Origin of the sequence: Cupriavidus taiwanensis, assembly GCF_900250115.1 — a bacterium.
GTDB lineage: Bacteria > Pseudomonadota > Gammaproteobacteria > Burkholderiales > Burkholderiaceae > Cupriavidus > Cupriavidus taiwanensis_B.
In genome coordinates this window covers 1,789,252-1,813,229 of sequence record NZ_LT984804.1, presented here as the reverse complement: position 1 = coordinate 1,813,229, position 23,978 = coordinate 1,789,252, and the positions used below count along the sequence as shown (strand labels likewise).

Sequence of the window (23,978 nt, the reverse complement as noted above, 5' to 3'; positions counted from 1 at the left end):
GGCTCTTCAGCCTGGTGCGGGCTGCACGATCAACTCCCCGCTTCGCCCCGGAATCTCCCCCCACGTCACCGGCAGGCGCGGCAGCGTTGCGCAATCCAGCCCGCGATACCACGTGCCCATCGACACCAGCTCGTGCCCCTGCGCACGCCAGCCCGCCAGCAGCCGTTCGAACACGGGCGCGAGCTTGCCGCCTTCGAGCTCGGCATGCAGCGTGAACACATGGTCGCGCGTGCCTTCGGTCAGCTTCAGCAGGGCCGTGTGCACGTTGTCCTCGGTCAGGCCGTCGGTGCCGATCAGCTCGTCCAGCGTCGGCAGCGTGGTCGGCATCTGCACGTGGCGACAGGGCACGCCGCCGATCGTGGGGATATAGGGCGCGGTACCGCGGCCGTCGGACGCGTAGGCCATGTCCCAGATGTCGATCTGGCGGAACGCGGCCTCGTTCATCTGCCAGCCGGCGGCGCCGTGCGTGACCGGAGGCGCGCCGAAGATCTCGCGGAAGCGCGCGAAGGCGCGCTGCATCTGGTCGCGGGTCCAGGCGGCATCGCGCTCGCGCACATTGTCCTGCCAGTAGACGTGGTCCCAGGTGTGGATGCCGCATTCATGCCCGGCGGCGCGCGCCGCGCGCATCTCGGCCGCGCCCTTGCGGCCGATATCCGGGCCGGGCAGCAGCACGCCGTACATCAGCGTGCGCAAGCCGTAGTTCGACACCACCGAGGTGCGCGACACCTTGCGCAGAAAGCCGGGGCGGAACACGCGCCGCAGCGCCCAGCCGGTATGGTCTGGGCCCAGGCTGAACAGGAAGGTAGCCTGTGCCTGCGCGGCCGCCAGCAGCGACAGCAGCCGCGGCACGCCCTGGCGCGTGCCGCGCAGCGTGTCGACGTCGACCTTCAGGGCGATCCGTGCCATGTGCGTGCGCGCTCAGTGGCTGGAATCGACCAGCGTGCGGGCCTCGACCACCTTGCCCCGGTACGCCTCGAAGATGCGCCGCAGCGCCGCTTCCATGCCGATCTCCGGGCGCCAGCCCAGGTCCTCGATGGTGTTGTCGATCTTCGGCACGCGGTGCTGCACGTCCTGGTAACCCTTGCCGTAGAAGTCGCCCGACGAGGTCTCGACGATGCGGGTGTGGCGCGCTTCCTGCGCGTATTCCGGGTAGTCGGCGGCCATCTTCAGCATCATCTCGGCGAGCTCGCGCACCGAATGGATATTGCCCGGGTTGCCGATGTTGTAGATCTTGCCGCTGGCCACGCCGCCGTGATTCTCGATGATGCGCATCAGCGCGCTGATGCCGTCGGCGATGTCGGCGAAGGCGCGTTGCTGCGCGCCGCCGTCGACCAGCCTGATCGGCTCGCCGCGCACGATATGGCCGAGGAACTGCGTCACCACGCGCGACGAGCCTTCCTTCGATTCGAAGATCGAGTCCAGCCCCGCGCCGATCCAGTTGAAGGGGCGGAACAGCGTGTAGTTCAGGCCTTGCTCCATGCCATAGGCGTGGATCACGCGGTCCATCAGCTGCTTGGAGCAGGCGTAGATCCAGCGCGGCTTGTTGATCGGGCCGTAGACCAGCGGCGAGGCGTCGGGGTCGAATTCATCGTCGCCGCACATGCCGTAGACCTCGGAGGTCGACGGGAACACCAGGTGCTTGCCGTACTTGACCGCGGCGCGCACGATCGGCAGGTTGGCCTCGAAGTCCAGCTCGAACACGCGCAGCGGCTGGCGCACGTAGGTGGCCGGGGTGGCGATGGCGACCAGCGGCAGCACCACGTCGCACTTGCGGATGTTGTACTCGATCCACTCCTTGTTGATGGTGATGTCGCCTTCGAAGAAGTGCATGCGCGGGTGCTCGACGAGGTCGCCCAGGCGATCGGTGTTCATGTCCATGCCGTAGACCTCCCACGGCGTGGTTTCCAGGATGCGGCGCGTCAGGTGGTGGCCGATGAAGCCGTTGACGCCGAGAATCAGGACCTTTTTCATCGGTTTCCCTCGTTGGACTGTTCGGTATGGAGATGTCGGGCAAGTGCCTGCGGCGTGACGGCGGCGCCGTCCGCTGCCAATAGCTGCGTGATGATGACCAGGCCGCCGTCGCCGCACACGCCGACGACCTGTCCGTCGCGCACCTGCAGGCCGGTTGCCGCGCCGCCTGGTGCGGCGCCAGGCATCGGCTGCGCGGGACCCGCCAGCGGCCGGCGTGCCTGCGCCACGATGAAGCGCTGCCCGCCAAGTTCCGTGAAGGCGCCGGGATAGGGTGGCGCGACCGCGCGGATCAGGTTGTAGACCTCGGCGGCGGGGCGGTTCCAGTCGATGCGGCCGTCCTCGGGCTTGCGCCCCGAGTAGTAGCTGCCCTCGACCAGCCGGTTGGGGCGGCGCGGCACCTGTCCCGCCATCATCGCGGGCAGGGCGCGCCACAGCGTCTGCTCGGCCGCCACCGTGACCTTGTCGAACACGGCGCCGGCGGTATCGTCGGGCAGGATCGGCACGGCGGTCTGGTCGACGATATCGCCTGCGTCCGGCCTGGCTTCCATCACGTGCAGCGTAGCGCCGGTTTCGGTCTCGCCGTGCAGCACGGCCCAGTTGACCGGCACGCGGCCGCGGTATTTCGGCAACAGCGAGCCGTGCATGTTGAACGCTCCTGCCGGCGCCAGCGCCAGCACGCCGGCGGGGATCATGGCGCGGTAATAGAACGAGAAGATCACGTCCGGGCGCGCGTCGCGCACCGCCTGTGCGAGGGCGGGATCGCCGGGATCGTCGCCATAGAGGAACGGGATTCCCAGCTCGGTGGCGGTATCCGCCACGCGGCGGAACCAGATGTTCTCGTCAGGCCGGTCGCGGTGCGTGATCACCAGCGCCACGTCCACCCCGCGCGCATGCAGCACGCGCAGGCAGCGGTCGCCGACATTGTGGTAGGCAAAGACGACGGCGCGCATCATGGCTCCACGCCGGTGCGGGCCGGTGCAGTGCGTGCCGGGTCGGCCTCGAGCACGGCCTTGATGCGGTAGCGCGGTCGGTCGCGCACTTCCTGGTAGATGCGGCCGACGTATTCGCCCAGCAGGCCCACGCCGAACAGCAGGATGCCGATCAGGAAGAAGTTCATGGCGAACAGGGTGAACACACCCTGCACTTCCGACCCCATCACGAAGCGGCGCACCAGCAGCACCAGGAACAGTACGCCGGAGAACAGCGACAGGATCGTGCCGATGGCCGAGAACCACTGCAGCGGCACGATCGAGAAGCCGGTGACGAGGTCAAAATTCAGGCGGATCAGCTGGTACAGCGAGTACTTCGATTCGCCCGCGTGGCGCTGCTCGTGCCCGACTTCGATCTCGACCGGGTTCGAGGCAAAGGTGTACGCCAGCGCCGGAATAAAGGTATTGACCTCGCGGCACGCGTTGATGGTGTCGATCACGGCGCGGTCATAGGCGCGCAGCATGCAGCCCTGGTCCGTCATGCGGATCTTGGTGATGCGCTCGCGCAGCCGGTTCATCGCGCGCGAGGCATAGCGGCGGAACGCGGTGTCGTTGCGCTGGCGGCGGATGGTGCCGACGTAGTCGTGGCCGGCGCGCATGGTCTCGACCAGGCGCGGAATCTCCTCGGGGGGATTCTGCAGGTCGGCGTCCAGCGTGATCACGATCTTGCCGCGGGTGTGCTCGAAGCCCGCCAGGATCGCCATGTGCTGGCCGAAATTGCCATTGAACAGCACCACCCGGGTCACGTCCGGGCGCTTGTGGAACTGCGCCGCCAGCATCTGCGCCGAGCGGTCGACGCTGCCGTCGTTGATGAAGATGATCTCGTAGCTTTCGCCGAGGCCATCCAGCGCCGGATAGAGGCGATCGAACAGGGCTTGCAGCCCGTCTTCTTCGTTGTAGACCGGAATGACGACCGAGACCTGGACCGGGCTCATTGGGAAAGACGTTTGCATGTTTCGCTGAGGATTGCGCAGACCCGCTCCACGTCCGAGGCTTGCATCGCCGGGAACAACGGCAGCGTGACGATGCCGCGCCCGATGCGCTCGGCGTGCGGCAGCATGCCTTCGCGCCAGCCGAGTGAGCGGTAGTAAGTGAAAAGATGGACCGGCGGGTAGTGCACGCCGGTGCCGATGCCGCGCTCGCGCATGGCTTCCATGAGCTTGTGCCGCGCCTGTGCCGGGCCGCCCTGCATGCGGTCGGTCGGCAGCACCACCTGGAACATGTGCCAGTTGGTGGTGGCGGATTGCGGGTCCAGCGGCGGCGGCAGCTCGATGCCGAGGGCCTGCAGGCCGCTGTCGGCGGCGCAGCGGAAGTAGGCGTCGGCCAGTTCGGCGCGGCGCGCGGTGATGGCGTCGAGCCGCTCCAGCTGGGCCAGGCCAACGGCGGCGTTGACATCGGTCAGGTTGAACTTGCCGCCCGGCTCTTCGACATCCATGCCGTCCATGCCGGTGCGGATCACGCCCTGCAGGCGCAGGCGCTCGGCGCGCACGGCTTCTTCGGGCGTGTTCATCACCAGGCAGCCGCCTTCGATGGTGGTGATGTTCTTGTTGGCCTGGAAGCTGAAGCTGACCAGGTCGCCGAAGGCGCCGATGCGCTGGCCGCGCCAGCGCGAGTCGATCGCCTGGGCCGCGTCTTCGATCACGCGCAGCCCGTGCCTGGCGGCGATCGCGTACAGGCGCTCCATGTCGACCGGCAGGCCGGACAGGTAGACCGGCATGATGGCGCGCGTGCGCGGCGAGATGGCGGCCTCGACCGCGTCGAGATCCAGGTTGCGCGTGCGCGGGTCGATGTCGACGAACACCGGCCTGGCTCCCACGGCCACCACCACGTTGGCGGTGGCGACCCACGTGACCGGCGTGGTGATGACCTCGTCGCCGGGGCCGATATCGGCGATGCGCAGCGCGATCTCCATGGTCGCCGAGCCGTTGGCGAAGGTGCGCACCTGGCGCCCGCCGAACAGGTCGGACAGCGCGGCCTCGAAGGCCTGCATCTTCGGTCCGGAGGTAATCCAGCCCGAGGCCAGTACCTTGCCGACCTCGGCAATGGCGGCGGCGTCGATCTCGGGCCGCACAAACGGCAGGAAGGCGGAAGCGGAGGCGGTCATGGCAAGTGAAGGAGGCAGCGGCGGTCAGGCCAGGCGAAGGCGCGGACAGCCTTCAGGAGCGGGCGATCAGGAATACGCCCGCCAGTATCAGCAGGATGCCGGCCACGCGCAAGGGGCCGATGATCTCGCCGAACAGCCACCAGGCCGCGAGCGCATTGACCACGTAGCCCAGCGACAGCATCGGATAGGCGATCGACACATCGACGCGCGACAGGCCCACGATCCAGACCCCCACGCTGACCACGTACAGCGTCAGCCCGGCCAGCACCGGCCATTGCGTCAGCACGCGCAGCGCCGTCACCAGCAGCGTGCCACGGTCGAGCGTGATGGCGCCGACGGCGTTGACGCCGGCCTTGAGCAGCAGCTGCGCCGCCGCATTGAGCAGCACGCCGGTCAGGATGAAAGCAAAGGTGGAAAGCGTCATGGCAAGGCGGTTGGCGGATTACGGTGCTGGCGTCCGTGCTGGCTGTCCGGGCAGAGCGAAATTGGCGACGGCCACGCGCCGGCGGTCACCGGCGATCTTGTGCATCGGCACGCCGCGCGCGGCCAGCGCGGCGTAGGTCTGCGGCGCCATGATCGCCACCGCGCGCTGGCCGTCCTGCCAGCGCGCGAGGAACTGGTCGAGGCTCGGGATCCACTTCTGCGGTTCCTGCCTGATGCCGAACTCGAGTTCGTCCGGATGCTCGACGAGGATCGTGGTGCGGCGCAGGTAAAACGGCAGCGTGTGGTCCAGCAGCCGCACGCTGTACAGCGGCATGTCGGGCGCCAGCACGGCGTTGATCGCAGGCACCAGGTCCGCGCCCGAGCTCGGCCTGCCCATTGCTTCGTGGGCACGCAGTCCGATCGTGGCGCACAGGAACATGGCCAGCGCATAGGCCACCACGCTGGGGAACACGCCGCGCGTGCGCAGCAGCCGGCGTGCCAGCAGCGCGCCACCCAGCATCACGGCAAAGGCGATGGCGAGCCATGCGGCGAATTCACGATACACCGCGTTGGGCGTGCCCGGTTTTTCCATCATGCCGACGAACGGCATCGCGATCAGCCCGATCACGCCGAGCGCGACCATGGCATTGACCTGCCGGCGCCACGTGCGTTCCGTGGTGGTGTCCAAAGCTACGCCGGCAAGCAAAGCCAGCGCCGGGAAGACCGGCACGATATAGCCGGGCAGCTTGGAGCCGGACAGGCTGAAGAAAACGAAGATCGCCACCGCCCACAGCCCGGCCAGCAGCGCCGGCTGGAACGGGCGCGGCGCATTGCCGCGCGCCACTCCGGCGCGCTCCCGCACCGCCTGCCACATCTGCAGCACCAGGCCCAGCCACGGCAGGAAGCCGGCCAGCAGCAGCGGCACGAAGAACCAGAGCGCGCCCTCGCGGTGATGCACGCTGGAGGTGTAGCGCTGCCAGTGCTCGTGGATAAAGAAGAAGCGCAGGAACTCCGGGTTGCGTTCGGACATCAGCCAGAACCACGGCACCGTGACCGCCAGCAGCACCGCGATGCCAGCCGGCAGATGCAGGCGGCCCCACAGCTTCCAGTCACGCGTCGCCAGCGTATAGACCACCAGCACCAGGCCCGGCAAGGCCAGGCCGACCAGTCCCTTGACCAGCACCGCTACACCCATGGCCGCCCAGCACGCCAGCATCCAGTTGCGCCGCGCGGCCGGCGTGGCCGCGGGATGCTGCGCCAGCAGCATGCAGGCGAGCACGCACGCCATGGCTGCGGACAGTGTCATGTCCAGCGAATTGAAGTGCCCGGCGACATTCCACATCGGCGTCGACACCAGCACCAGGCCGGTCAGCATCGCCACGCGGCAACCGTACCAGCGCGCCGCGGCCAGCATCGACACGCCGATGCCGAGCATGCCGGACAACGCCACGCACAGGCGTGCCTGCCAGTCGCCGACGCCAAACAGGGTGTAGGCCAGCGCCGTCACCCACATGTGGAAGGGCGGCTTCTCGAAATACTTGAGTTCGTGGTAGCGGATCGTGACCCAGTCGCCGGTGGCGACCATCTCGCGGGCAATCTCGGCGTAGCGGCCTTCATCGGAGCGCAGCAGGTGGCGCATGTCCAGGGTACCGAACCAGACCAGCAGGATCAGCAGGCCAACCAGCATGACGGTACTTGCGGCGGCTCCGATGGACGGCGCGGCGGCAAACCGCGAGGTCGATGAACTACGCATGGATCTCCTGGAAAAGCGCGACGGACGGGGGCTCGGGCGACGCGCGGCGGCGGGGAAGCCATCACAACGCAGAACCGGCGCCGGCGGTGGACAGCGGACCGGAAGGTCCGCGCCGGCGCGCTGCGGGCGCCGTGACCGCCAGGCGCCTGGGACGCCACAAGCGCAGGCATACGCGAGGCGCGCAATGGTAGCACGGCGATCAAGTCACTCCGAACGGATGCCGGGAGTGGCGACAGCGCCGGTGAGCGTCAAATGTATTGTACAAGGCATATAAGACCTGGTGAACGCAAGGTTGGCACCGGCATCCTTGTCGGCATGCCGGTTAGACCCGTGCCGGCGTGAAATGACCACTTACATGCGCAACAAAAACGCGATAATTCCGATAGCCATTTGCGCAGGTGCCAGCCAGGCGGGCGCTGAATGCGGGGCGGGACAATCCAGAACGGGGCGCGATGTGAAGACAGAGGTTCAGCAAATCCGGCAGGCCGGCCTGGTGGCGTGCGCGGCGACGTTCGTGGCGCTATTTGTGGGGCTATCCCCCCAACCCGCCGGCGCGCAGGGCATGGCGGTGCTGCCCGGCACCGGCGGTATCGCCCAGGCCGCGGCCAGCCAGGTGCAGGCCGCCGCCGCCGCGGTGCTGTGCAATGCGCCGTGGTTCCGCTCCGGGTCGCATGTGCAGATGGAAGGCGACGGCGTGATGCCGATGTCGATCCGCATGACCCTGCGCGAGGTTCAGCGTAGCCCGACCGGATGCCGCGCTCAGCTCGAGGTCAATTCCAAGTCGGCGCTGTCCGCGCTGATGGGGCCGCCGGTGATTACCAACCAGGTCCACGAGGTGGTGATCGAGCGCAGTGCGCCCGAGGCGCAGACCAGCATCGAAAGCCAGCATGCGGTCATCAACGCGCGCGCCCGCTATGCCCGCATGTATGGCGAGGCGGCGTTCCGCGGCAAGGGGGTGTTCAACTACGCCGGCCTGGACCTGCGCGAAGGCACCACGCTGGAGGGAGAAGTGTTTCGCTCGAGCGTTTCGCTGAAGGTCTATCCGCTGGGCTCCGATGAAGCGGTCAGCACCATGGACGCTCAGCGTGCGACCATCCATATCGGCTCGCGCCACGTGGGCAGGCTGCAGATGATCGACACCCTGATGGGGCGCAAGGAATGCCAGCCGATTTCCTATGACAAGCGCACCTCGCTGGGGCCGCTGATGATCGGTGGCGAACTGGTGCAGGTCGAGCCCACCGTGATGCACGTCACCGACTGGTACTGCCCGGCCGAGGCCTTCGTGCTGCGCACCGAGGTGCGCCAGGACGACAAGGTGCAGCGCGTCGATGTCACCGCGCTGGAGCGCGATACGCAGGCGCCGTAGCCGGCGCCATGCCAGCTCGCCCGCATGGAGACAAGAAAACCCGCCGTGGCGGGTTTTCTTGTCTCCGGTAGCAGCCGTGGTTCAGCTGGCGGCCGGAGCGGGGGTGGCTTTCTTCTTGCTGCTCTTGTCGTTCTTTTTCTTGGTGCCTTGCTTGGCCGGCTTCTTGTCGGCCGCCGGCGCGGAGGGGTCGGCCAGGTCGGTGCGGGTGCTCTTGTTCGCGCCCTGGCTGTACGGATCGAACTTGTCGCCGGCCTTGGCCCCCTGGCTGTACGGGTCGAACTTCTCGCCCGCCTTGGCACCCTGGGAATACGGATCGAACTGCTGCTTGCCGCCGGTCTGTGCCTGCACGGCCAGCGATGCGGCGCCAAGGCAGAGTGCGATCGCGGTCGCGACGAACTTGTTCATGGTTTCTCCTGAGATATGCCGCCGTCGGGCGGTCGTGTCTATGGCCTGCCCGGTACAGGGATGGCTCGGGCCAGTGTCGCCAACATCGTTCACGACTGTCAACTTGGGGCTTGCCCGGCGCGGCAACCTCATGGAAACCCTGAATTGCGGCGCCGGCCCGATTGCGCATGGCGCCGCGGCACGCCTTATTCGGTGACCGCGTCGGACGGATGCTTCCAGGCCGCGCGCACCTCGCCCGAAGGCGCCAGCGCCAGGTTGATGCCGCGGCTGCCGATGGGCTGCTGGAACCAGCGCTGCTGCAGCGCCGTGACCTCGGGGCCGGCAAAGGTTGCGGCCAGGGTCTGGTCCACCAGGCGCTTCCATTCCGGATCGGCCTTGGGCAGCATCAGCGCGTTCTGCTCGACGGACAGCGCCGGACCCACGATGACGTATTGCGAAGGATCCTTGGCGCGCGCGCGCAGGCCGGCCAGCAGTACGTCGTCCATCACGAAGGCCTGGGCCCGGCCCGATTCCAGCAGCAGGAACGATTCGCCGTGGTCCTTGGCATAGACGTCGTGATAGCCATACTGGCCCTTGAAGCGGCGCACGTGGCGGTCGCCGGTCGAGCCCGCGCTGGTGACCACGGTCTTGCCGCGCAGGTCGCCGAACGAGCGGATGCCCGAATCGGCGCGGACCAGCATGCGCACCGTCGACACATAGTGCGAGACGCTGAACGCAACCTGCTTCTGGCGCTCGAGCGAGTTGGTGTTGGGCGCGCAATCGAGGTCGACCAGCCCGTTCGCCACCGCCGGGATGCGGTTCTGCGGCGTCAGCGGCATCCAGCGCACCTTCAGGTCCTTCAGGCCCAGCTTCTGGCGCGCCGCCTCGGCGGCGCGCAGGCACAGGTCGACGGCATACCCGGCGGGCTGGCCCTTGTCGTCGGCAAACGAGAACGGCAGCGCGGATTCGCGGTAGCCCAGCACGATGGTGCCGGCGTCGCGGATCTTGTCGAGCACCGGGCTCTGGGCGCGGGCGGCAGCCGGGGCCAGCATGGCGGCGGCGCCGGTGGCCAGGGCGAGGGCGATGACCGCGAGCGGGCGGCGGACACGGGCAATGCGGATCGAAACGGGCAAGGCAAGGACAGACATGCGAAGAGAAACCGGGAAGCGGCCGGCAATGCGGCAAAGACGCTAGGGTATACCCCAGCAAGGACAAGGCGAAGGACATTGTCGTCATAAGCAAATTCCCGCCGCAACGGCTGGCCAGCGCGTGGGTTTCCGCCCCGGTTGCAATCGTGAAACGCCAAACGGATGAGGCATACCGGCACCGTCGAGGCGTCGGTTGCGCCATTTGACCGATGGGCTCGCCACCCTTGCTGGCCTACGCTTGCAAAAAACGTCACAGCGATGGCACGGGGGTCACTATGGCAGCAAGCAAGCGCGGGCGCGGCAGGAGGGTGGCGGCACGCGCCATCGTGCTGCAACGGCCTGGTCCGCAGGCCCGCTAGCGGACGGGCCGCACCATGCACGCAGCCGCCACGCCCGTGCGCGCAGCCACGCATGCCGGCACGGCCATGCACGGCCGGTCCGGCCATGCGCGTCCCGACGATGCGCTGCTGGACTGCCTGCTCTGGCTGGCACGGCACTTCCGGCATCCGGCTTCCGCCGAGTCGGTGGTAGCGGGCCTGCCGCTGGAATCCCATCGCCTGAGCCCGGCGCTGTTCGCGCGCGCGGCGGCGCGCGCCGGCCTGTCCGCGCGGCTGGTGCGGCGCAAGCCCGACGAGATCCCTGACCGGGTGTTGCCCGCGATCCTGCTGCTCGACCAGGATCAGGCGTGCTTGCTGCTGCGACGTGGCGATGACGGCATGCTGGTGGTGGTCATGCCCGAATACGGCGACGGCGAACAGGCGGTGCGGGGCGAGGAACTGCTGGCGCGCCACACCGGGCTCGCCATCTTTGCCCGCCCCGCGTACCGAGCCGAGGCCGTGCCGCCAGCTTCCCATGCCGCGCCCGATGATGGCCCGCATGCCTCGCCGCAAGCCTGGTTCTGGGGCGTGATGCAGCAGTCGTGGCCGGTTTATGGCGAGGTATTGGTGGCTTCGCTGCTGTTGAGCGTGTTCGCGCTGGTCATGCCGCTGTTCACCATGAACGTCTATGACCGCGTGGTGCCGAATCATGCGCTGGAAACGCTGTGGGCGCTGGCCGTCGGTGTCGGCCTGGTGCTGCTGTTCGAATTCGCGATGCGCATGCTGCGCGGCTACTTTGTCGACGTGGCGGGCCGGCGCATCGACGTGACGGTATCCGCCAGCGTGTTCGAAAAAGTCCTGGGCATCGAGATGAAGTCACGGCCCGCCTCGATCGGCAGCCTCAGCAGCCAGCTGCAGGAGTTCGAGTCGGTGCGCGATTTCCTGACGTCGGCCACGATCACCACGCTGATCGACCTGCCCTTCGCCGCGGTCTTCATCGCCGCGATGTTCTGGGTGGGCGGCCCGCTTGCATGGGTGCCGCTGCTGGCGGTGCCGGTGGTGCTGGGCCTGAGCCTGGCGCTGCAGCGACCGCTGTCGCGCGCGGTGCGGGCCAGCAGCGCCTGCGCGGCGCAGCGCCAGGCGGCGCTGGTGGAGACGCTGGTGGGCCTCGAGGCGATCAAGACCGCCGGCGCGGAAGGCGCCGCCCAGCGCCAGTGGGAGCAGGTAGTCGGACAGATGGCCAGGCTCGGGCTGCGCTCGCGCTGGCTGTCGGCTTGCGTCATCAACGCCGCGCTATTCGCCCAGCAGGCCGCCACTCTGGCGGTGGTGGTCATCGGCGTCTACCAGATTGCCGACGACCGTCTCACCATGGGCGGCCTGATTGCCTGCACCCTGCTGGCCGGACGTGCGCTGGCGCCGCTGTCGCAGATGGCCGGCCTGACCACGCGCTACCACCAGGCGCGCACGGCGCTGGCCGGCCTCGACCGGGTCATGGCGCTGCCGGTCGAGCGCCCGCCTGGCAAGCATTTCCTGCACCGCCCGCCGCTGCGCGGCGAGATTGAATTCCGCGGCGTCAGTTTCCGCTATCCCGGCCGCGACGGTGCGGCGCTCGACGGTGTGTCATTCCGCATTGCCAGTGGCGAGCGGGTCGGGCTGATCGGCCGCATCGGCTCGGGCAAGACCACCATCGAAAAGCTGATCCTGGGACTGTATGCGCCGGATGCCGGCTCGGTGCTGGTCGACGGTGCCGAGCTGCGCCAGCTCGATCCCTCGGCGCTGCGGCGCGACATCGGCTATGTGCCGCAAGACGTGATGCTGTTCAGCGGCACCGTGCGCGACAACATCGTGATGGGCGCGCCCTATGCCGCCGACGCCGCGGTGTTGCGCGCGGCGCGCCTCGGTGGCGTCAGCGACTTCATCGACCGCCTGCCGGAGGGCTATGAGCTGCGCCTGGGCGAGCGCGGCGAGGGGCTGTCGGGCGGGCAGCGGCAAGCCATCGCCATCGCTCGGGCCGAGCTGTTGCAGCCGCCCGTCCTGCTGCTCGACGAGCCCAGCAGTGCCATGGACAACCGCACCGAAGAGCAGTTCAAGGCGCGCCTTGCGGCGGCGCTGGGCGAGCGCACGCTGCTGCTGGTGACCCACCGTGGTTCGCTGCTGAGCCTGGTCGACCGGCTGATCGTGATGGACCAGGGACGCGTGGTGGCGGATGGGCCGAAGGCCGAAGTGCTGGACGCGCTCGCGGGGAGGAAGCTCCATGTCGCCTCGGCCTGAGCCACGCACGCTGGCGCGCCGCCTGGCCGACGCGCTGCGGCCGCACGCGGACGACACCGCCTTCATGGATGCGCGCGACGCGGCGGCGCTGTCGGCGCCACGCTGGTTCACGCACTGGATACTGTGGTGCGCGGTGGTTTTTGTCGCCATGGCGCTGGCCTGGGCGGCACTGGCGCAGGTGAATGAGGTGACCGTGGGCGAGGGCAAGGTGATCCCCTCCAGCCAGGTGCAGGTGGTGCAGAACCTCGAGGGCGGCATCGTGGCGCAGATCATGGTGCGGCCCGGGCAGGTCGTCAGCAAGGACCAGCCGCTGATGCGCATCGACGATACGCGCTTCACCGCCTCGTACCAGGAGGGCCGCACCAAGGACGACGCGCTGGTGGCACGCATCGCGCGCCTGAGCGCCGAGGCCGCCGGCACGGACTTCTTCGCCAGCGCGCACGGCGATGACGAATCCCGCCGTTTCATGGCCGAGGAACGCTCGCTGTACGCCTCGCGCAAGCAAGCGCTGGAAGCGAACCTCGCGGTGCTGCGCCAGCAGTCTGAGCAGCGCCGGCAGGAACTGGCCGAAAAGCGCTCGCGCGAGCAGCAACTGCGTCAAAGCCACCGCCTGGTGGCGCAGGAACTGGCGATGATGCGGCCGATGGTGGCGCAGGGCGTGGTCTCCGATGTCGATGTGCTGCGGCTGGAGCGGCAGACCAATGACCTGAAGGGCGAGCTCGATGCCTCGCGGCTGGCGATGCCGCGCCTGGAAGCGGCCTATCGCGAGAGCCAGCAGAAGCTCGATGAGGCGAGCGCGCATTTTCGCGCCGAGGCCATGCGCGAGCTCAACCAGGCCAAGGCGGAGCAGGCGGCGCTGAGCGCGACCAACACCGCCTTGCAGGACCGGGTCGATCGCACCATGGTGCGGGCGCCGCTGGCCGGGATCGTCAAGCAGCTCAAGGTCAATACCGTAGGAGGCGTGGTCCAGCCCGGCATGGACCTGGTGGAGATCGTGCCGCTGGAGGACACCCTGCTGGTCGAGGCGCGCGTGCGTCCCGCCGACATCGCCTTCCTGCGGCCAGGGCAGCCCGCCGTGGTCAAGCTGTCGGCCTACGACTTCTCCATCTATGGCGGCTTTGCCGGCACCGTCGAACATATCAGCGCCGATACGCTCACGCCGGAGCGCCCCGGGGAGCGGCCGGAAAGCTACTACCTGGTGCGCGTGCGCACCCGCGACAACCGGCCCGCCGGAAGCGCCGTGCAGGTTCCCATCCTGCCCGGCATGGTCGCCACGGTGGATGTCTTGACGGGCCGGAAGACGGTGCTCCATTACCTGCTCAAGCCCATCATCAAGACCCGCGACATGGCGTTCCGTGAACGGTAGGACCCGCGGTTGGGGCGCGAGTCTTTCGCAACGATAACAAGCAAGGCATGGCCGCGAGGCCTGCATTCAGGACGGAGAGAGAAACCATCATGGCAACCCTGACTGGCACCAACGGCAGCGACACCCTCACCGGCACCGCAAGCAGCGACACCATCCTCAGCGGCAACGGCAGCGACTATGTCAGCGCCGGCGATGGCAGCGACTATGTCGATGCCGGCAATGGCGACGATATCGTCGAGGGGGGCGCCGGCGACGACACGCTGCTCGGCGCCAATGGCAAAGACCGCCTGTTCGGCGGGCGCGGCAACGACATCTTGTCCGGCGGCAACGGCACCGACGCGGTCTATGGCGGCAGCGGCGACGACGTGATCGGCAGCGCCGACGGCGCGTCGACGCTCTACTCCGGCGACAACGGCGGCGATACGCTCTACGGCGACGGCTACGACAGCTATGCCGACTACCTGCTCGGGCCCGGCCATGGGTCGGCCCAGCCAGGCAACGACCGCATCCAGGGTGGCAATGGCGACGACCTGATCTACGGCGACAACGGCGACGGCGCGTTCGTCGGTGGCGATGACATCATTGCCGGCGGCAACGGCAGGGACACCATCTTCGGCGAAGGCGGCAACGACACGATCGCCGGCGGGGGCGGCGGCGACATGCTCGGCGGCGGCGCCGGCCGCGACACCTTTGTCTACCACGCCGTGTCCGATTCCACCGCGGCGGGGATGGATGTCATCACCGACTTCCAGCGCGGCACCGACCGGCTGGACCTGCGCCCCGTGCTGGGCGACACCGGTTTCCAGTGGGGCGGCCTGACGCCGACGGCCCATGGCGCCTGGCACCAGCAGTCCGGCGGCAACACCTATGTCTACGTGGATGTCGACGGCAATCCCGCCACGGCGGAAATGGTGATCCGGCTTGACGGCCTGCATGACCTGGCCAAGTCCGATTTCGCCGGCTACGACAACCACGCCCCTATCGCCGCGGCCGATGCCAACGCCATCGGCGAAGACAACCAACCCAATCCGATTAGCGGCAACGTACTGTCCAATGACAGCGATGTCGATGCCGGCAATGTGCTGGCGGTGGCCAGTCCCGGCACCTATGTCGGCCAGTACGGCACACTGCAGATCCACGCCGACGGCAGCTACAGCTATACCCTGGACAACGGCAATCCGCAGATCCAGTCGCTGCGCCTCGGCGAGCATGTCGATGACTCGTTCGGCTATAGCGTGACAGACGGCCAGGCATCGGCCGCATCGACGCTGAGCATCCGGATCAACGGGGCCAACGATGTGGCGACGATTTCCGCGTCGACGAGCGAAGACACGTTGGTGACCGAGGCGGGCGGTGTGGCGAACGCGACGGCGGGCGACACGTCGGCCGGCGGCACGCTGACCGTCAGTGATGTCGACGCCGGCGAAGCGCACTTTGCCGCGGTGGCGCCGGAGAATCTGGTCGGCCAGTACGGCACCTTCACCTTCGACAGCACGACCGGAGCCTGGACCTACACGCTGGATAACGGCAAGGCCGACGCACTGACCGCCGGGCAACAGGTCACCGACGCCTTGATGGTGTCATCGAGCGACCTGACCGCGCAGCAGACCATCACGGTCAATATCACGGGCAGCAACGATGCGGCGACCATTACCGCGTCGACGAGCGAGGACACGGCGGTGACCGAAGCCGGCGGTGTGGCGAACGCTGTTGCAGGAGACAACACTGCCGGCGGCACGCTGACGGTCAGCGATGTCGACGCCGGCCAGGCTCGCTTTGCCGCGGTGGCGACGGAAAGCCTGGTCGGCCAGTACGGCACGTTCACCTTCGACAGCGCGACCGGAGCATGGACCTACACGTTGGATAACAGCAAGGCGGACACGCTGACGGCGGGTCAGCTGGTCAGCGATTCCTTGACGGTGACGTCGGCCGACCAGACTGCGCAGCAGACCATCACCGTCAACATCACCGGCAGCAACGACGCGGCGACCATCACCGCCTCGACCAGCGAAGACACGGCGGTGACCGAAGCCGGCGGCGTGGCCAACGGCACGGCCGGCGACGCCGCGGCCAGCGGTACGCTGACGGTCAGTGATGTCGATGCCGGCCAGGCTCGCTTTGCCGCGGTGGCGCCGGAAAGCCTGGTCGGCCAATACGGCACGTTCACCTTCGACAGCGACACCGGCGCGTGGACCTACACGCTCGATAACAACAAGGCTGACGCGCTGACGGCCGGGCAGCTGGTCAGCGATTCGCTGACCGTGCATTCGGCGGATCTCAGCACAAGCCAGGAAATCAAGGTCAATATCGCGGGCACCAACGACGCCGTCGTCAACAGTGTTCCGGTGGCCCAGTCCGTCAACGAAGACACGCCGCTGGTATTCGGCACTGCCTCCGGCAATGCGCTCAGCGTCTCCGACGTGGACGGCACCAGCCACACGGTGACCCTGACGGCAAGCGCCGGCACCATCACGCTGAACGGCACGACGGGACTGCAGTTCCTTGCGGGTGACGGCAGCGCGGACGGCACCATGACCTTCACCGGCAGCGACGCGGACATCAATGCCGCGCTCGATGGCCTGCAATTTACCGGCGACAGGGATTATGCCGGCGGGGCCTTGCTGCAGATGCAGACCAGCGACGGCGCAGCCACCGACACCGATTCGGTGGCGATCACCCTCAGTCCGGTCAATGACGCTCCGATCGCCACCGCGGATGTGGTCCATGTCTCGAACAACACCAGCGGCATCCTGATACCGGTCAGTGCCTTGCTCGGCAATGACGTCGACGTCGACGGCCTGGCGCTTTCCATCACCGGTCTGGGCGGGGCTAGCGGAGCCGTCAGCAACCTGAGATTCGCGCCGGGAAGCAATAACAGCTACATCATGTTCGACTCCGGCAACGCGGCCACGGGCAGCTTCAGCTATACCGTTGCCGATGGCGCAGGCGGCACCAGCACGGCTACCGTGACAGTCAATGTCTCGTCTACCAATGGCGCGGCCACGGTGTCGCTGGCGGGGCAGAGCTACCAGGCCTCCTATCTCGATGGCGGCAGCAACAGCGACACGCTGACGGGCGCTGCCACCGGCGATGTGTTGATCGGCGGGGCCGCGAGCGACACGCTGCGCGGCGGCGCCGGCGATGACGTCCTGCGCGGGGCCGGCGGCGACGATACGCTCGACGGCGGCGCCGGCATCGACATGCTGGATCTTTCGGATGCCAACGGCGGGTTGAGCTTTACGCTGACGCAGGGCAGCAACACACTGGTCAACCTGTCCGGCGTGGGCCTCGGCAGCGATACCTACAGCAACATGGAAGGGGTGATCGGTTCGCGCTTCAATGACTCCCTCACCGGCAGCGGTGCCAACGACATCCTGCGCGGCGGCGCCGGCAATGACAACATCGATGGCGGCGCCGGCATCGACCTGCTGGATTTCTCCGACGCGGCCGGCGCGATCGACTTCACGCTGGTGCAGGGCAGCGGTGTGACTGCGGTCAACCTCGGCGCCGTCAATCTGGGCACCGACAGCTACACCAGGATGGAAGGCGTGGTCGGTTCGGCGTTCAACGACACGATAGCGGGTTCCGCCGGCAACGACGTGCTGCGTGGCGGCGACGGCAATGACCTGCTGGCAGGCGCTGCCGGCAATGACCTGCTCAGCGGCGGCGCCGGCTCGGACACACTGGCCGGCGGTGATGGCAGCGACACCTTCCGCTTCATGCGCGCCGATTCCGCCTCGGTCGACACGATCACTGACTTCAACCTGGCGCCCGCGGCCAGCGGCGGCGATGTGCTGGACCTGTCCGACCTGCTGTCGGGCGCCAGCGTCACCGGCGACAACGTCGCGCAGTTCGTGCGGCTGGCGGAAGTCGATGGCAATACCGTGGTCAGCCTGGACCGCGACGGTACCGGCACCGCCACCGGGTTCCAGGATGTCGCCGTGCTGCAGGGCATGGTGGGGCTTGACCTGAATACCCTGTTGAGCAACGGCAATATCCACATGGTCTGACGGGGTCCCGGAGAACCGGCGGAGCCGCGCAAAAGACAGGGCAGGGGAGGAGGCCGCGGCCAGGCGGCAATGCAGGACGGCGGCATCGCTGCCGGCAGGGCATATAACCATAAGAAGCAGGCTGGGCAACCGCGTCCGCCGCGCGCAGCGCGCGGACGCGGTGAACCCGGGCAGGGGGAAGCATGAAGATGACATGGTGCTGGCTGGCACCCGCACTGCTATGGGCAGCGATGCTGTTTCCGCAGGCTGCGGCAGCACAGGCGTTGCCGCAGGCGGTGGAGCATGCCGTGCGCAGCAATCCCGAAGTGCTGGCGGCGGGCAGCCGCCGCCTGGCGGCCGACGAGGGGCTGAAGCAGGCGCGCGCCGGTTACCTGCCGCGCGTCGATGTCAGCGGCGCCGGTGGCCAGGTGCGCCTGGACAGCCAGAGTTCGCGCGCGATGGGTGTGTCGGATTCCTCATATGCGCGCCATGCCGCCGACGTCACCATCACGCAGATGCTGTTCGACGGCTTCGCAGTCAGCAGCGACGTCGAGCGCCAGGGCGCAAGGATCGACGGCGCGGCCTATCGGGTCGGCGCCACTGCCGAGGACATCGCGCTGCGCACCGTGGGGGTGTATGTGGAGGTGCTGCGCCGCCAGGAAACGGTGGCGATCGGCGTGGCCAACCTCCAGGCACACCAGCATATTCATGACCAGATCCGGCTCGGCGTCGACAACGGCGTACTGCGCCGCGCCGACCTGTTCCAGGCCGAGAGCCGGCTGGCGCTGGCGCAGGCCAGTTTGCGCGCCGAGGAAGGTGCGCTGCAGGATGCCGTGGCGGCGTTCGTGCGGGTGGTCGGGGCGGCGCCGCAGCGCTTGTCCCGTCCCGGCTCGCTCACCGGGGTGCTACCCGCGAGCGAGCAGGAAGCGCAGCAGGTGGCCAGTGCCAGCCATCCCGCACTGGGCGCGGGCCAGGCCGACATTGCCGAAGCCGAGGCCGCGCGCTCGCTGGCACGCTCGGCCCTGTGGCCGAAACTGGACCTGGAACTCGGCGCCGGGCGCGACCGCGATCGCGTGCTGGGCACGACCGACGAGCGCAGGGTGATGCTGCGCGTGCGCTACAACCTGTTCCGCGGCAACGCCGACAAGGCGCGCATCAACGAGGCCGGCTTCCAGATCCAGGAAGCCGAGCAGAACCTGGAGCGGCTGCGCCGGCAGGTGCAGGAGAGCGTTTCGCTGGCCTACAACGCCTATCGCACCGCTCAGGAGCGGCTGGGAAGCCTGCAGCAGTATGTGCAGGCGAGCGATGCCACGCGTGTCAGCTACGGCCGCCAGTTCCGCATCGGCCAGCGCAGTCTGCTGGACCTGCTCAATGCCGAGAATGAATACTTCAGCGCGCGCACCGCTTACGTGACCGGCCAGTACACCGAACTGGCCAGCCAGTACCGCATCCTGGCCGGCATGGGGCTGCTGCTGGCCGCGCTGGACGTGGCCCCGCCCAGCGAGGCGCTGGTCCAGCTGGGGATGCGTGCGGGACAGCGCTAGCCAGGCTGGCATGCCGCCCGTGTATGCCGGGGCGGCGCATTGCTCATGGCAGGGCCCGATGGCGAACCGCACAATGGAAAGGCCAACCGGAGCCTTTCATGTCATGCACTTTTTCCCTCGAAGCGGAATGCCTCGGCCTGCGGCTGCGCGCCGGCACGGAACTGGTCTGCCGCGGCGGCAACCTGTGGCTCACCTTCGAGGCGCCGGGACGGCCGTCGCCTGATGTGGTGCTGGCGCCGGGCCAGCGCCATCGGCTGCAAGCCGACGCCGAGGTCTTTGTCGCCGCGCTGCATGGCGCCGGCCCGGCGCTGTGCCGGATCGAAGCGCCACCGCGCCGGGTCGGGCCGCTGCGGCTCAGCTGGCTGCGGGGCGCGCGGGCGTCATGACGGTGTGCGCCGCTTCCTGGCAGATCCACTGCGCCACGCGCTTGACGTCGGCGCGCGGCAGCGCGGCGGCCTGGATCAGCCAGTACGCATTCGGGCTTGGCGGCGCTTGCCGCGCGGTCGGCACCAGCGCCAGCTGGCCACCGTCGACCAGCGGCCGCACCAGTTCGAGCCGTCCCAGCGCAACCCCTTGCCCGCCAGTGCCGCCTGGATGACCTGGTCATACTGATTGAAGCGAAGCATGCCGCGCTGGCTGGCCTGACGGAGGTCGCGCGGGCCCAGCCAGCCGCGCCATTGCAGCCACGGGCGCGGATCGTCGAATTCCAGCAGCGGCAGCTGCAGCAGCGCATCGCTGTGCGGCGCGAGCGCCGCCAGCAGCGACGGATGCGCGATCGGGGCGATGTGCTCGCCGAACAGGCGCACGGCATCGGGTGGCGCCGCGGCGTCGCGGCAATAGCGCACCGCGAGGTCGATCCCCTCCTCACGCAGGTCACTGATACGGTTGCTGGCTGACAGGCGCACATCCAGGTGCGGATGGGCTTTCTGCAGGCTGCCCAGCCGCGGCAGCAGCCACAGGCCGGTCACGCCGATGCTGGCGGTGACGGTGACCGGCTGCCGGCCCTCGCTGCGGCGCACCTCGGCCACCACATCCTGCAGCTGCTGCAGCGCGCTGTCGGCGCTGCGGAACAGGCGCTCGCCCTCGGCGGTGAAGGCGACGCCGCGATGCTTGCGCACGAACAGCTGCACCTTCAGCTGCGCCTCCAGCGCATGGATCTGGCGGCTTACCGCCGACTGGGTCAGGCACAGGTCGTCGGCTGCCAGCGTAATGCTCATGCGCCGGCCGACGGCGACGAAGCCCTTGAGCAAGTCGAGCGAAAACAGGCGAACCAGCGGGGTGGACATGCAGTGGGCTCCAGGCAGGCGCGGGAACCTCATTACAGCACGATCCTGGACGCTTCTGCCATGCGCATCACGCATGGCAGAGCGACCGAAAGATCGGTTGAAGAAAGGCCTGCCGCAGCTTGCAATAGAGCCATTGCGCCTGCGCGCACCATGACCGACCAGAGACTGTCATGACCATCCATCTGCCGCGCCCGTCCGCTTCCACCCCCTCGGCCGGGCCTTGCACGCCCTGGTGGCGGCAACTCCGAGTGCTGGTGCTGGCCGGTGGCTTGCTGATGGGAATGGCGCTGGGCGTGCGCCATGTGCAAGGGCTGTTCATGTTGCCCATCATTGCCGAGCGCGGCTGGAGCCGCGAGACCTTCGCCTTTGCCATGGCGGTGCAGAACCTGGCGTGGGGGCTGGCGCAGCCCTTCACCGGCATGCTGGCCGACCGCTACGGCTCGTGGAAGGTGATGGCGGGCGGGCTGGCGCTGTATGCCGCGGGGCTCTATGGGATGACGCAGGCGCATACGTCGACGGCGCTGGCGTGGTCGGCGGGACTGTGCATCGGCATTGCCTTGTCCGGCACCACCTTCGGCGTGGTCTACGGCGCGCTCAGCCGGATGACCGGCGCCGCGCAGCGCAGCCGCGCGCTGGGACTGGCCGGCGCCGTCGGCGGCATCGCCCAGTTTGCACTGGTGCCGGGCGTCCAGGCGCTGCTTGCCGGGACCGGGTGGGCGGGCGCACTGCTGCTGCTTGCCGTGGTGCTGGCCGCGCTGGTGCCACTGGCGCTGCCATTCCAGGATCGCGGCGCGGCGGCAGCGCCGGACCACCACGCGCCGGACCACCATGTGCCGGACGGGGCCGGGCGCCAGCCGCTGCACGCCGCCGTGCGCGAGGCCTTCGGCCATGCGGGCTTCTGGCTGCTCAACCTGGGCTTTCTTGCGTGCGGCTTCCAGCTTGCCTTTATCGCCAGCCATTTGCCGGCCTATTTGCTGGATCGCGGCATGCGTCCTGCCGACGGCATGGCGGCACTCGCCATCATCGCGCTGGCCAATGTGGCCGGCATCTATGCGTGCGGGCTGCTGGGCGGGCGTTACAGCAAGAAGTACCTGCTCGCCGGCATCTATCTCGCGCGCACCGCGACGATGGCGCTGTTCCTGCTGCTGCCGCTCAGCCCGGCGACGTTGTACGGCTTCAGTGCGGCGATGGGGTTGCTGTGGCTGGGCACGGTGCCGCTCACCAACGGCATTCTGGCCCAGGTGTTCGGCGTGCGGTATCTCGCCACGCTGTTCGGCTTCGTGTTCCTGGGTCATCAGCTCGGCTCTTTCCTGGGTGTGTGGCTGGGCGGGCTGGTGTTCGAGCTGGCGCGCTCGTACGACGCGGTCTGGTATGGCGCCATGGGGCTGGGCATCGTGGCCGCGGCGCTGCATTCGCCGATCGACGATCGCCAGATCGTCCGCAGCGGCCTGGCGCCGGCACGGCCATGACACGGCCCGGCGCCACCGCGCTCGCCGCCTGGCTGTCGGTACTCGGTTGCGCCGCCTTGTGCGCGGTGGCGCTGGCGGGATGGCTGGATCCTGCCCATGCCCAGGCGTGGATGGCGCTGCTGGCGTTGTGCCGGTAGCCCGGCACCGGCGCCTTGCCACCGCAGCGGCGTCGAACTGGCAACAAGCCGGCCGACTGTGTAACCAATCTGCAAAATGTATGCATTGCGCCACATTGCATTCCCGTGCAGCGGGTAGAATCGCGCCTTCCCTGCCTTTTGCATCATCCCTATAACAATGAACTCCCGTCCGTCGCGCCTGCCGTGCATCGACGCCCTGAAAGCCGTCAGCTCGCAACTGATCGTCTTGCACCACCTCGCCTTCTATGGACCGATGTCCGACGCCGCGTACGTGCTGGCGCCGGGGCTGGTGGACTGGCTCTATGACTACGCCCGCATCGCGGTGCAGGTGTTCCTGGTGATCAGCGGCTTCCTGGCCGCGCGCAGCCTGGCACCGAGCGGACGGCTGGAGATCCGCCAGCATCCGCTGTCGATGCTGTGGCGGCGTTACCAGAAACTGGTGGTGCCGTTTGCCGCGGCGATCCTGCTCAGCATTGCCGGCGCCGCCGTGGCGCGGCACTGGATGACGCATGACTCGATCCCGGCGTCGCCCACGCCGGGCCAGCTGCTCGCGCACCTGGCGCTGCTCCATGACATCGTCGACGTCGATGCCTTGTCGGCGGGGGCCTGGTACGTGGCCATCGACCTGCAATTGTTCGCGCTGCTGCTGGGCACGCTGTGGGCCGTGCGCGCGGTGTCGCGCGGCAGGGCGCCGAGGGCCGTGGCGCTCAGCATCGGCCTGGTGGCGCTGGCGGCGGTGGCTTCGCTGTTCTGGTTCAACCGCGATGCGGCGTGGGATATCTGGGCGGTGTACTTCTTCGGTGCCTATGGCATGGGCACTTTAGCCTACTGGGCGTCAGCGCCCGGCCGGCCGCTGCTGCCGCTGGCGCTGATCGGCGCGGTGGCGCTGGCAGCGCTGGCGCTGGACTTCCGGCTGCGCATTGCCGTGGCGCTGGCCACCGCACTGCTGCTGGCGCTGGCACGGCGCGGCGAGTGGCTGGAACGCTGGCCGCGGTCGCGCGTGGTGGGCTACTTCGGGCGCATTTCCTATTCCGTGTTCCTGGTCCATTTCCCGGTGTGCCTGGTGGTCAATGCACTGGTGTCGCACCTGGCCCCCGCGCAGCCGGTGCTGAATGCGCTTGGCATGGCGGCGGCCTGGGCCCTGAGCAATGTGGCGGGCGCGTTGTTCTACCGCTTCGTTGAAAGCGCGCAGCCGTTCGCTGCGCTACGGGCATTGCCGGGCGGCCGCGGTGGCGCGGCACGCAACTCGGGGCCGGGCTCGGCAAGCCGCCCGACCATGTAACCCTTGCAAGCATCGGCGCGCGGCACTACGCGGCTGCTGCGCGCGTGGCATGGTCGCCCGCGGCATCCGGCATCCGCGTGGTGCAGGCAAGCCGCCGGCGTGGTGCCGTCGGCACGCCCCGCGTGCATGGCCCGCCGCGGACTCGCGTTGGGCGCCCCACACAGCGGCGCCACACTGGC

The 23,978-nt window shown here is 68.5% G+C and carries 18 protein-coding genes and 1 pseudogene; 9 read left to right on the top strand and 10 right to left on the bottom strand.

What is annotated here, in order from left to right:
• Window positions 1-6: 6 nt before the first annotated feature.
• Genes CBM2586_RS24890 through CBM2586_RS24860 form a run of 7 tightly spaced genes read right to left on the bottom strand, consistent with a single transcriptional unit; the run spans window position 7 to window position 7,240 of the window.
• Window positions 7-906 carry a polysaccharide deacetylase family protein gene (locus CBM2586_RS24890; RefSeq protein WP_115664087.1) on the bottom strand — a complete coding sequence of 300 codons (900 nt, stop codon included), beginning with the start codon at window positions 904-906 and terminating at the stop codon, window positions 7-9.
• A gap of 12 nt (window positions 907-918) precedes the next feature.
• Window positions 919-1,971, bottom strand: a complete 1,053-nt coding sequence (locus CBM2586_RS24885) for a bifunctional UDP-4-keto-pentose/UDP-xylose synthase (protein WP_115690438.1) — start codon at window positions 1,969-1,971, stop codon at window positions 919-921.
• Window positions 1,968-2,921: a formyltransferase gene (locus tag CBM2586_RS24880; protein WP_115690436.1), complete on the bottom strand. Its 954-nt coding sequence runs from the start codon at window positions 2,919-2,921 to the stop codon at window positions 1,968-1,970. Before CBM2586_RS24880 ends, CBM2586_RS24885 begins: the two co-directional genes overlap by 4 nt.
• Window positions 2,921-3,895, bottom strand: coding sequence for a glycosyltransferase (locus CBM2586_RS24875; protein WP_373426692.1), 975 nt, complete (start codon window positions 3,893-3,895; stop codon window positions 2,921-2,923). The genes CBM2586_RS24880 and CBM2586_RS24875 overlap by 1 nt, the downstream gene beginning before the upstream one ends.
• On the bottom strand, window positions 3,892-5,064 hold the full coding sequence (locus tag CBM2586_RS24870; RefSeq protein ID WP_115690434.1) for a DegT/DnrJ/EryC1/StrS family aminotransferase: 1,173 nt from the start codon (window positions 5,062-5,064) through the stop codon (window positions 3,892-3,894). Before CBM2586_RS24870 ends, CBM2586_RS24875 begins: the two co-directional genes overlap by 4 nt.
• A gap of 52 nt (window positions 5,065-5,116) precedes the next feature.
• Window positions 5,117-5,488 (bottom strand): EamA family transporter, encoded by a 372-nt coding sequence (locus tag CBM2586_RS24865; RefSeq protein WP_012356262.1) that lies wholly within the window; start codon window positions 5,486-5,488, stop codon window positions 5,117-5,119.
• 18 nt (window positions 5,489-5,506) lie between these two features.
• Window positions 5,507-7,240, bottom strand: coding sequence for a glycosyltransferase family 39 protein (locus CBM2586_RS24860; RefSeq protein WP_115690432.1), 1,734 nt, complete (start codon window positions 7,238-7,240; stop codon window positions 5,507-5,509).
• Window positions 7,241-7,694: 454 nt separating this feature from the next.
• Here CBM2586_RS24860 and CBM2586_RS24855 point away from each other — a divergent pair, with 454 nt between their 5' ends.
• On the top strand, window positions 7,695-8,606 hold the full coding sequence (locus CBM2586_RS24855; protein ID WP_115664092.1) for a hypothetical protein: 912 nt from the start codon (window positions 7,695-7,697) through the stop codon (window positions 8,604-8,606).
• An 81-nt stretch (window positions 8,607-8,687) separates the two neighbouring features.
• Here CBM2586_RS24855 and CBM2586_RS24850 read toward each other — a convergent pair whose 3' ends face one another.
• Both CBM2586_RS24850 and CBM2586_RS24845 read right to left on the bottom strand, forming a co-directional pair.
• Window positions 8,688-9,011, bottom strand: coding sequence for an amino acid ABC transporter permease (locus tag CBM2586_RS24850; RefSeq protein ID WP_115664093.1), 324 nt, complete (start codon window positions 9,009-9,011; stop codon window positions 8,688-8,690).
• A 185-nt stretch (window positions 9,012-9,196) separates the two neighbouring features.
• Entirely contained in the window at window positions 9,197-10,138 is a 942-nt protein-coding gene (locus CBM2586_RS24845) for an amino acid ABC transporter substrate-binding protein (protein WP_115690430.1), read from the bottom strand.
• Window positions 10,139-10,512: 374 nt separating this feature from the next.
• Here CBM2586_RS24845 and CBM2586_RS24840 point away from each other — a divergent pair, with 374 nt between their 5' ends.
• The 5 genes from CBM2586_RS24840 to CBM2586_RS24820 all read left to right on the top strand — a co-directional run bounded on the left by CBM2586_RS24840 (window position 10,513) and on the right by CBM2586_RS24820 (window position 20,011).
• Window positions 10,513-12,726: a type I secretion system permease/ATPase gene (locus tag CBM2586_RS24840; RefSeq protein ID WP_115690428.1), complete on the top strand. Its 2,214-nt coding sequence runs from the start codon at window positions 10,513-10,515 to the stop codon at window positions 12,724-12,726.
• Window positions 12,710-14,092 carry an HlyD family type I secretion periplasmic adaptor subunit gene (locus tag CBM2586_RS24835; protein ID WP_115690426.1) on the top strand — a complete coding sequence of 461 codons (1,383 nt, stop codon included), beginning with the start codon at window positions 12,710-12,712 and terminating at the stop codon, window positions 14,090-14,092. The genes CBM2586_RS24840 and CBM2586_RS24835 overlap by 17 nt, the downstream gene beginning before the upstream one ends.
• 89 nt (window positions 14,093-14,181) lie before the next feature.
• A complete protein-coding gene (locus tag CBM2586_RS24830) occupies window positions 14,182-18,102 on the top strand; it encodes a beta strand repeat-containing protein (protein ID WP_115690424.1) in 3,921 nt (1,306 codons plus the stop codon).
• A 182-nt stretch (window positions 18,103-18,284) separates the two neighbouring features.
• Window positions 18,285-19,625, top strand: a complete 1,341-nt coding sequence (locus CBM2586_RS24825; RefSeq protein ID WP_115690422.1) for a TolC family outer membrane protein — start codon at window positions 18,285-18,287, stop codon at window positions 19,623-19,625.
• Between the two features lie 98 nt (window positions 19,626-19,723).
• Entirely contained in the window at window positions 19,724-20,011 is a 288-nt protein-coding gene (locus tag CBM2586_RS24820; RefSeq protein ID WP_115664099.1) for a DUF2917 domain-containing protein, read from the top strand.
• Here CBM2586_RS24820 and CBM2586_RS24815 read toward each other — a convergent pair.
• Window positions 19,980-20,911, bottom strand: a pseudogene (locus CBM2586_RS24815) (LysR substrate-binding domain-containing protein). The gene CBM2586_RS24820 and the pseudogene CBM2586_RS24815 sit on opposite strands and share 32 nt — an antisense overlap.
• A gap of 170 nt (window positions 20,912-21,081) precedes the next feature.
• On the opposite strand from CBM2586_RS24815, the gene CBM2586_RS24810 reads away from it, so the two are divergent.
• The 3 genes from CBM2586_RS24810 to CBM2586_RS24800 all read left to right on the top strand — a co-directional run bounded on the left by CBM2586_RS24810 (window position 21,082) and on the right by CBM2586_RS24800 (window position 23,799).
• Window positions 21,082-22,380, top strand: a complete 1,299-nt coding sequence (locus tag CBM2586_RS24810; RefSeq protein WP_115690420.1) for an MFS transporter — start codon at window positions 21,082-21,084, stop codon at window positions 22,378-22,380.
• Entirely contained in the window at window positions 22,377-22,517 is a 141-nt protein-coding gene (locus CBM2586_RS24805; protein WP_172587119.1) for a hypothetical protein, read from the top strand. The genes CBM2586_RS24810 and CBM2586_RS24805 overlap by 4 nt, the downstream gene beginning before the upstream one ends.
• Window positions 22,518-22,674: 157 nt before the next feature.
• Window positions 22,675-23,799, top strand: coding sequence for an acyltransferase family protein (locus CBM2586_RS24800; protein WP_115690418.1), 1,125 nt, complete (start codon window positions 22,675-22,677; stop codon window positions 23,797-23,799).
• Window positions 23,800-23,978 lie beyond the last annotated feature (179 nt).

Coding starts and splice junctions, on each gene's coding strand:
- CBM2586_RS24890 (WP_115664087.1), bottom strand. CDS start 906: ATGGCACGGATCGCCCTGAAGGTCGACGTCGACACGCTGCGCGGCACG.
- CBM2586_RS24885 (WP_115690438.1), bottom strand. CDS start 1,971: ATGAAAAAGGTCCTGATTCTCGGCGTCAACGGCTTCATCGGCCACCAC.
- CBM2586_RS24880 (WP_115690436.1), bottom strand. CDS start 2,921: ATGCGCGCCGTCGTCTTTGCCTACCACAATGTCGGCGACCGCTGCCTG.
- CBM2586_RS24875 (WP_373426692.1), bottom strand. CDS start 3,895: ATGAGCCCGGTCCAGGTCTCGGTCGTCATTCCGGTCTACAACGAAGAA.
- CBM2586_RS24870 (WP_115690434.1), bottom strand. CDS start 5,064: ATGACCGCCTCCGCTTCCGCCTTCCTGCCGTTTGTGCGGCCCGAGATC.
- CBM2586_RS24865 (WP_012356262.1), bottom strand. CDS start 5,488: ATGACGCTTTCCACCTTTGCTTTCATCCTGACCGGCGTGCTGCTCAAT.
- CBM2586_RS24860 (WP_115690432.1), bottom strand. CDS start 7,240: ATGCGTAGTTCATCGACCTCGCGGTTTGCCGCCGCGCCGTCCATCGGA.
- CBM2586_RS24850 (WP_115664093.1), bottom strand. CDS start 9,011: ATGAACAAGTTCGTCGCGACCGCGATCGCACTCTGCCTTGGCGCCGCA.
- CBM2586_RS24845 (WP_115690430.1), bottom strand. CDS start 10,138: ATGTCTGTCCTTGCCTTGCCCGTTTCGATCCGCATTGCCCGTGTCCGC.
- CBM2586_RS24840 (WP_115690428.1), top strand. CDS start 10,513: ATGCACGCAGCCGCCACGCCCGTGCGCGCAGCCACGCATGCCGGCACG.
- CBM2586_RS24835 (WP_115690426.1), top strand. CDS start 12,710: ATGTCGCCTCGGCCTGAGCCACGCACGCTGGCGCGCCGCCTGGCCGAC.
- CBM2586_RS24830 (WP_115690424.1), top strand. CDS start 14,182: ATGGCAACCCTGACTGGCACCAACGGCAGCGACACCCTCACCGGCACC.
- CBM2586_RS24825 (WP_115690422.1), top strand. CDS start 18,285: ATGAAGATGACATGGTGCTGGCTGGCACCCGCACTGCTATGGGCAGCG.
- CBM2586_RS24820 (WP_115664099.1), top strand. CDS start 19,724: ATGTCATGCACTTTTTCCCTCGAAGCGGAATGCCTCGGCCTGCGGCTG.
- CBM2586_RS24810 (WP_115690420.1), top strand. CDS start 21,082: ATGACCATCCATCTGCCGCGCCCGTCCGCTTCCACCCCCTCGGCCGGG.
- CBM2586_RS24805 (WP_172587119.1), top strand. CDS start 22,377: ATGACACGGCCCGGCGCCACCGCGCTCGCCGCCTGGCTGTCGGTACTC.
- CBM2586_RS24800 (WP_115690418.1), top strand. CDS start 22,675: ATGAACTCCCGTCCGTCGCGCCTGCCGTGCATCGACGCCCTGAAAGCC.